The sequence below is a fragment of the Actinomadura sp. NPDC048032 genome (assembly GCF_040653175.1).
GTDB classification, from domain to species: domain Bacteria; phylum Actinomycetota; class Actinomycetes; order Streptosporangiales; family Streptosporangiaceae; genus Spirillospora; species Spirillospora verrucosospora.
Map to the genome: position 1 here is coordinate 1 of NZ_JBEZJP010000453.1, position 6,480 is coordinate 6,480.

Genomic DNA, 6,480 nt, shown 5'->3' on the forward strand with positions numbered 1-6,480 from the left:
GGGCCGCGCGGCCCCCCCCCGCCCCCGCCCGCCCCCCCCCCCCCCCCGCGGGGGCGCGGCGGGGGCCCGCGCCCCCCCGGCCGCCGCGGCCCGCGCGGGCCCCGGGGCCGGGGCCGGGGGAGGGGCCCCCTACTCGAACAGGTCGGGCTGCTCGCGGGTGATCTGGTCGTAGAGGGGCTGGTAGTTGATCCAGCCGACCAGGTCGTTGCCGATCTGCTCGTGGGTCAGGACGGCGTTGTCGTGCTCGATCGGGACGACCTGCCCCGCCGCCTTGGCCAGCAGCTGCACCTGGCAGGAGCGCTCCATCGTGATGAACCACCACGCGGCGGCGTCCACGGTGTCGCCGACGGTGAGCAGGCCGTGGTTGCGCAGGATGACGGCCTTGTGGCCGCCGAGGGCGGCGGCGATGCGCTTGCCCTCCTCCAGGTCGGTGACGACGCCGGTGTAGTCGTCGAACAGGCCGTGGTCCTGGTAGAACGCGCACACGTCCTGCGTGATGGGCTCCAGCTTCTGCCCGAGAGCGGAGATCGCCCGCCCGTGGGTGGAGTGGCTGTGCGCGGCCGCCACCACGTCCGGGCGCGCCTGGTGCACCTGCGAGTGGATCGCGAACGCCGCCTCGTTGACCGGGTAGCGCCCCTCGACGACCTTGCCCTCGTGGTTCACCAGGATCAGGTCGCTGACCCGGATGTGCTTGAACGACATGCCGAACGGGTTCACCCAGAAATGGTCGGTGCGCTCGGGGTCGCGGGCGGTGATGTGCCCGGCCACGCCCTCCTCGAAGCCGAACTTGCCGAAGACGCGCAGCGCGGCGGCGAGCCTCTCCTTGCGGTGCCGGCGCTCGTCCGCGACGTCGTCGAAGGTGGGCGGCAGCCGGAAGATCAGGTCGGTCGGCAGCTTCTCCAGGAACTCTTCCTCGTCGGACATCGCGCACTCCTTGGCTCGTCTCCCGACCACCGAACACCATGGCCGGCCCTCCCGGCTAGACCGGCGACGCCCAACGCCCGCACGCCCGGTTGTCCGGAACGGACAACCGGGCCGCACAATGGAGGGATGGAGCCCAGCGCAGGCGACCGGTTCCTGCGGTTGCTGATCGAGCACACCGACGATCCGGTGCTGCTGGAGGCGACGGTCCGCGCCGCCCGCGGCCGGTCGGAGCTGGTGGCGGCGCTGCCGGAGGAGGAGACCAGGCGGCACACCCGCGCCCTGGTGCACGGCGTGCTCACCGCGCTGGAGGACGGCGAGCCGAGCGAGGAGGCGCTCGCGGCGGCGGAGCGGCTCGGCTCGGACCGGGCCCGGCAGGGCGTGCCCGTCGCGGCGTTCCTGGACGGCTTCCAGGCGGGCCGCGCCCACCTCGTCCGGGCCCTCGTCGCCGACGGCCGCCGCAGGGGCGTCCCGGACGCGGCGCTGCTGGACGGCGTGACCCGCATCGACGAGATCACCACCGCGCTGGTGCAGCGGATGGTCCACGCGCACCGGGTCGCCGAGCTGGAGATGGCGCGGACCGTCCGCGAGGGGCGCCTCCAGATGCTCCGGCAGCTGCTGCACGGCGAGTCCGTCCCCGTGCTCGCCCCGCTCGACGCCCGCGCCGCCTACCACTGCGTGGTCTCCGACGTCAGCGACCCCGCGGTGGCGGGACGGCTGGAGGCGGCGCTCACCGCCGCCGGGCCGAGCCTGTGCGGGCTCGTCGACGGGCGGCTCGCGGCCCTCGTCGCCCGGCTGCCCGGACCGCGGGACCCGGTCGCTGGGCCTTCCGGCCCGCTGCTGGTGGCCGCCCCTCCCGCCCGTCCCGGCGAGGTCGCGCCGATGTACGCGCTCGGACGGCGGGCGCTGCGGGCGGGCGCCGCCGCCGGGCTCACCGGGATGCGGGAGCTGGCCGACCTCGCGCTGCTCACCGCCACCGAGGCCGAGCCGGAACTCGGCGGCCTGCTCGCCGGCGCGCTGCTGCCGGGCCTCGACCCCGCCGAGCCGTTCCACCGGGAACTGGCCGAGACCGCGCTGGCCTACCTCGACCACGGCGGCCGGATCGAGCCGACGGCCGCGGCGCTGCACGTCCACGGGAACACCGTGAAGTACCGGATCCGCCGCTTCCAGGAGCTGGCCGGGCGGCCCCTGCTCGACCCCGGCGCGGGCGCGGCGGTCTCCCGGACCGCGAACTGGTGGTGGGCCCTGCACCGGTGGCTTGCGCGGTCCGGTGCGTGAACCGCGGCGATGGCATGTATCTATTGGTGTTGGCGTTCCGCGGGGGGGCGCCGGAGAGAACGGAGGAGCCGGTGACCGCACCGAGGATCGGCGCCGTGATGTGGCCCATGCTGTCCTGGCCGGAGGCCGGGGAGCCGTGGCGGCGTGCCGAGGACCTCGGGTTCCGGCACGCCTGGGTGTACGACCACATCGCCTGGCGCGGCACGACGCCCTGGTACGACGCCTACACCACCCTCGCCGCCGCCGCGGCGGTCACCTCCCGCGTCCGGATCGGCACGCTGGTGACCTCGCCGAACTTCCGGCATCCCGTGCCGACCGCGCACGCGATCAAGACGATCGACCACGTGAGCGGCGGGCGCCTGACCGTCGGCGTCGGGGCGGGCGGCACGCGCCGCGCGTCCGACGCCGGGATCCTCGGCGACGACTGGAGTCCGGGCGAGCGCGCCTCCCGCTTCGCCGAGTGGGTGGAACTGCTGGACCGCCTGCTGACCGGCCCCGAGACCTCGTTCGCCGGGGAGTACTACACCGCGCGCGAGGTCGTGCAGGAGCCCGGCTGCGTCCAGCGCCCCCGCGTGCCGTTCGTCATCGCGGGGGACGGGCCGCGCGGGATGCGGCTCGCCGCCCGGTACGGCACGGGCTGGGTGACCAGCGCCCACGGCGAGGGGGACGAGCCGTACGGCATCGTCCGCTCCCGGCTGGAGGCCCTGCGCGCCGCGTGCGACGCCGAGGGCCGCCGCCTCGACGACCTCGTCCTGCTGACCGGCTTCAACGACGAGCCCTGGCTGGAGTCGACCGGCGCGTTCGCCGACCTGGCCGGCCGCTACGCCGAACTCGGCATCACCGAGATCGCGCTGCACTGGCCCCGCCCCGGCTCGCCGTTCGCGGCGGACATGAAGGTCTTCGAGGCGATCGCCGCCGAGCACGGCGAGGCCCGCTGATGCCCTTCGTCCTGCTCGGCCTCGCGATCGCCTTCGAGGTCACGGCGACGCTGGCGATGCGCGCCTCCGAAGGCTTCACCCGGCTGGGGCCCTCGCTGATCGTGGTGGCCGGGTACCTGATCTCCTTCGTCCTCATGGCCAGGGCGCTGACGTCGCTGAACGTCGGGCCCGTCTACGCCATCTGGTCCGCGCTCGGCACGATCGGCGCGTTCGCGGGCGGCGTCGTGCTGTTCGACGAGCCGGTCAGACCGCTGACCATCGCCGGCGCCGTCATCATCGTGCTCGGCGTCATCGTGATGAACCTGGGCGGCGGCGTCCACCAGAGCTGACCCCGGCCGGCTCAGGCGGAGGCCCCGGCCGGCGCGGAGACGCTCCGCGGCTCCGGCGGGCCGCCGACCAGCTCGGTGGGCGTGCAGCCCGCCAGGGCGCGAAAGTCGCGGTTGAGATGGGCCTGGTCGTAGTAGCCGCACGCGAACGCGGCCTCGGCGGGCCCGGCGCCGCCTCGGAGCAGCCCGACGGCGCGCTGGAAGCGCAGCACCCGCGCCATCACCTTGGGCGGCAGCCCGGCCTGCTCCCGGAACCGGTGGGTGAGGTGCTTGCGGCTCCAGCCGACGTCGGCGAGGTCGGCGACCGGCAGGGAGGGGTCCCCGTCCAGCAGCCGCCACGCCCGGGCCACCTCCCGGTCGGGGACGGGACCGGCGTCGAGGCGGCGCAGCAGGAAGGCGTCCAGGACGGCGAACCGCGCGCCCCAGGTGCGCGCGTCGGCGAGCCGCTCGACCAGCGTCCGCGCCTCCCGGCCCAGCAGGTCGGGCAGCTCGGCGGCGGCGTTGGTGAGTCGCGCCATCGGGACGCCGAGCAGCGTGTAGGCGCCGAGCGGGGTCACGTCGAGCTGGATGCCGCGCTGCCCGCCCGGGCTGAGGTACATGCCGTGGCCGTCGTGCATCCCCGCGACGAACGACCCGTACGCCCGGTCGCGCACCCCCGGGTCGGGGACCTCCAGGTGGAGCGGCGGGCCCAGGTTGAGGATCACCACGGTGGTGCGGGTGGGCAGGGTCCGCATCCGGGACGGCACGGACTCCGTCTCCCAGTAGCCGTCGTAGGAGCGCAGGAACGGGCGCAGCGCCGGGTGGGGGCGGCCCCTCGCCAGGCACCAGCCGCCCCGGTCGCCGAACTCGACCGGCCGCTCGCTCATGAGGCCAGTCCTACCACGCGGGGGCGACAGGGCGGGCTACTCGTACATCTGCCCGCAGACCGCGATGCGGGCCAGATCGCTCCAGCTCATCGTGGTGAGCGCGCGGACATAGGAGCGCGCCGGCGGCTCGCCGGGGCCGGCCGGCAGCGGCACGCGGGCGCCGTCGGCCGCGTCCCATCCGCCGAGGCTGCCCGCCACGGCGCACTCGAGGTAGGTCGCCGGGTCGAAGTTGTACCAGCGGGCCGGGGTGGCGCGGGCCCCGGAACCCGGCGGGCGGGGGGCCTCCACGCCGAACCGGGCCTGCGGGCCCGGGGGAGCGGCCAGGAAGTCCTCCAGATCGGCGATCTGGGAGAGCAGGACGCGCTCCCAGTCGGCGTACCCCTCCGGCTCGTCTCCGGGCAGCGACAGGTCCTTGCCGCTCCAGGCGGGGTCGAAGGAGGCGGGCGGCGTGACGGCCGCCGCCGCGAACATCGCCGCCACGTCGTCGGGCTCCAGCCGCGCCTGGTCGGCGAGCACGGCGCCGACCTTCCACAGCGAGCGCAGGAACGCCGACAGCGACCACGAGGCCGCCCTCGCCTCCTGCCCGAGATGGAGGAACACCAGGTACAGGTCGCGGTTGGTGCGCACGGCGGGGCCGGGCGGGCCGTCCACCCAGTACATCTGCCGGTGCCGGACGCCGCTCTCCAGGACCATGGCCTGGGCCAGCGCGGAGATGCGGGAGTCGTGCGCCGCGACGCGGAAGACGTTGCCGAGGTCGTCCTGCCGCATGACGTCCCAGGTGTGCATCCGGGTCCTCCAGGGTCGGTGCGGTGATCCACGCTCCCCGTCCGGAAAGTGTGCCACGCCGGGCGGGGCCCGGCCGCCGGGCCCCGCCCGGGGCGCTCAGCCCTTCGAGCGGTGGATCACCTGGAGCTCGGTGAACCCGTACAGGCCCCACGGGCCGTTCTCCACGCCGACGCCGCTCCACTTGAAGCCGCCGAACGGCTGGTGGGGGGCGAGGGCCAGGTGGGTGTTGACCCACGCGGTGCCGCACTCCAGCCGCCCGGCGACCTCGGCGGCCCGGTCGGCGTCGGTTCCCCACACCGATCCGGACAGCCCGAAGTGGGTGCCGTTGGCGCGCGCGACGGCGTCCTCAAGGTCGGTGTACCTGATGACCGGCAGTGCGGGGCCGAACTGCTCCTCGTCCACGATCCGGGCGCCGTCGGAGACGTCGGCGAGGATCGTCGGCTCGAAGAAGTAGCCGGGCCCGTCGATCGGCCCGCCGCCCGCCGCCGCGCGGGCGCCGCCCGCGAGCGCGTCGGCGACCAGCTCGCCGACCCGCTCGTACTGCGGCCGGTTGTTGATCGGCCCGTACTGGACGCCCTCGTCCATCCCGTTGCCGACCCGTGCGGCCTTCGCCCGCTCGGCGAGCGCGTCCACCACGTCCCCGTAGAGGGCCTCCGGGACGTACACGCGCTTGATCGCCGAGCAGACCTGGCCGTTGTTCTGGAACGCGGCGCCGAACAGCCGGTCGGCGACCGCGGCCGGGTCGGCGTCGTCGAGCAGGATCGCCGGGTCGTTGCCGCCGAGCTCCAGCGTGACGCGCTTCAGGTCGGGCGCCGCCGCGGCCGCGACGCGCTTGCCGGTCGCGACGCTGCCGGTGAAACTGATCTTGCGGGGCACCTCGTGGCCGGTCATCCAGGCGCCGAGCTCGTCGCCGCCGGTGACGACGTTCAGCACGCCGGGCGGCAGGACGTCGCGCAGCACCTCGCCGAGCTTCAGGCTCGACAGCGGCGTGAAGGGGGACGGCTTGAGGACCATCGTGTTGCCCGCGAGCAGCGCCGGGGCGAGCTTCCAGACGGCCAGGAGCAGGGGGTAGTTCCACGGGGTGATCGCGGCGACCACGCCCATCGGGCGGCGCACGACCTCCACCCGCGCGCCGGCGTCGTCCTGGATGACCTCGCGGGGCATCTCCAGGCCGGCGAAGTACTTCAGCCACACGCCCGCGCCGACGACCTCCATGGTCGCGTCGGCAAGGGGCTTGCCCTGCTCCAGCGTGAGGATCCGGCCGATCTCCTCGGACCTGGCGAACATGACCTCGGCCGCGGCGAGCAGCGCCTTGCGGCGCGCGGCCTCGTCGCGGCGCCACCCGGCGTAGGCTGCCTGCGCCGC

Annotated in this window: 7 protein-coding genes; 3 read left to right on the plus strand and 4 right to left on the minus strand. The window is 75.1% G+C overall.

Annotation, left to right across the window (positions count from 1 at the left end; translation table 11 throughout):
* Positions 1-129: 129 nt before the first annotated feature.
* Positions 130-924, minus strand: a complete 795-nt coding sequence (locus tag AB0C69_RS36065; protein ID WP_345176034.1) for a class II aldolase/adducin family protein — start codon at positions 922-924, stop codon at positions 130-132.
* 126 nt (positions 925-1,050) lie between these two features.
* On the opposite strand from AB0C69_RS36065, the gene AB0C69_RS36070 reads away from it, so the two are divergent.
* The 3 genes from AB0C69_RS36070 (at position 1,051) to AB0C69_RS36080 (ending at position 3,466) form a co-directional block, all read left to right on the plus strand.
* The gene (locus tag AB0C69_RS36070) at positions 1,051-2,199 is read left to right on the plus strand and encodes a helix-turn-helix domain-containing protein (RefSeq protein WP_360359902.1); all 1,149 of its coding nucleotides are present in this window, start codon (positions 1,051-1,053) and stop codon (positions 2,197-2,199) included.
* 71 nt (positions 2,200-2,270) lie between these two features.
* Positions 2,271-3,137, plus strand: a complete 867-nt coding sequence (locus tag AB0C69_RS36075; protein ID WP_353835723.1) for an LLM class flavin-dependent oxidoreductase — start codon at positions 2,271-2,273, stop codon at positions 3,135-3,137.
* Positions 3,137-3,466, plus strand: coding sequence for a multidrug efflux SMR transporter (locus AB0C69_RS36080; protein ID WP_345176028.1), 330 nt, complete (start codon positions 3,137-3,139; stop codon positions 3,464-3,466). The genes AB0C69_RS36075 and AB0C69_RS36080 overlap by 1 nt, the downstream gene beginning before the upstream one ends.
* Positions 3,467-3,477: 11 nt before the next feature.
* On the opposite strand, the gene AB0C69_RS36085 is transcribed toward AB0C69_RS36080, so the two are convergent.
* The 3 genes from AB0C69_RS36085 to AB0C69_RS36095 all read right to left on the minus strand — a co-directional run.
* Positions 3,478-4,329 carry an AraC family transcriptional regulator gene (locus AB0C69_RS36085; protein WP_360359906.1) on the minus strand — a complete coding sequence of 284 codons (852 nt, stop codon included), beginning with the start codon at positions 4,327-4,329 and terminating at the stop codon, positions 3,478-3,480.
* 36 nt (positions 4,330-4,365) lie between these two features.
* Positions 4,366-5,115 carry a hypothetical protein gene (locus tag AB0C69_RS36090; RefSeq protein ID WP_345176023.1) on the minus strand — a complete coding sequence of 250 codons (750 nt, stop codon included), beginning with the start codon at positions 5,113-5,115 and terminating at the stop codon, positions 4,366-4,368.
* A 96-nt stretch (positions 5,116-5,211) separates the two neighbouring features.
* Positions 5,212-6,480, minus strand: a 1,269-nt coding sequence (locus AB0C69_RS36095; protein WP_360359909.1) for an aldehyde dehydrogenase family protein, incomplete at its 5' end; no start/stop codon positions are given.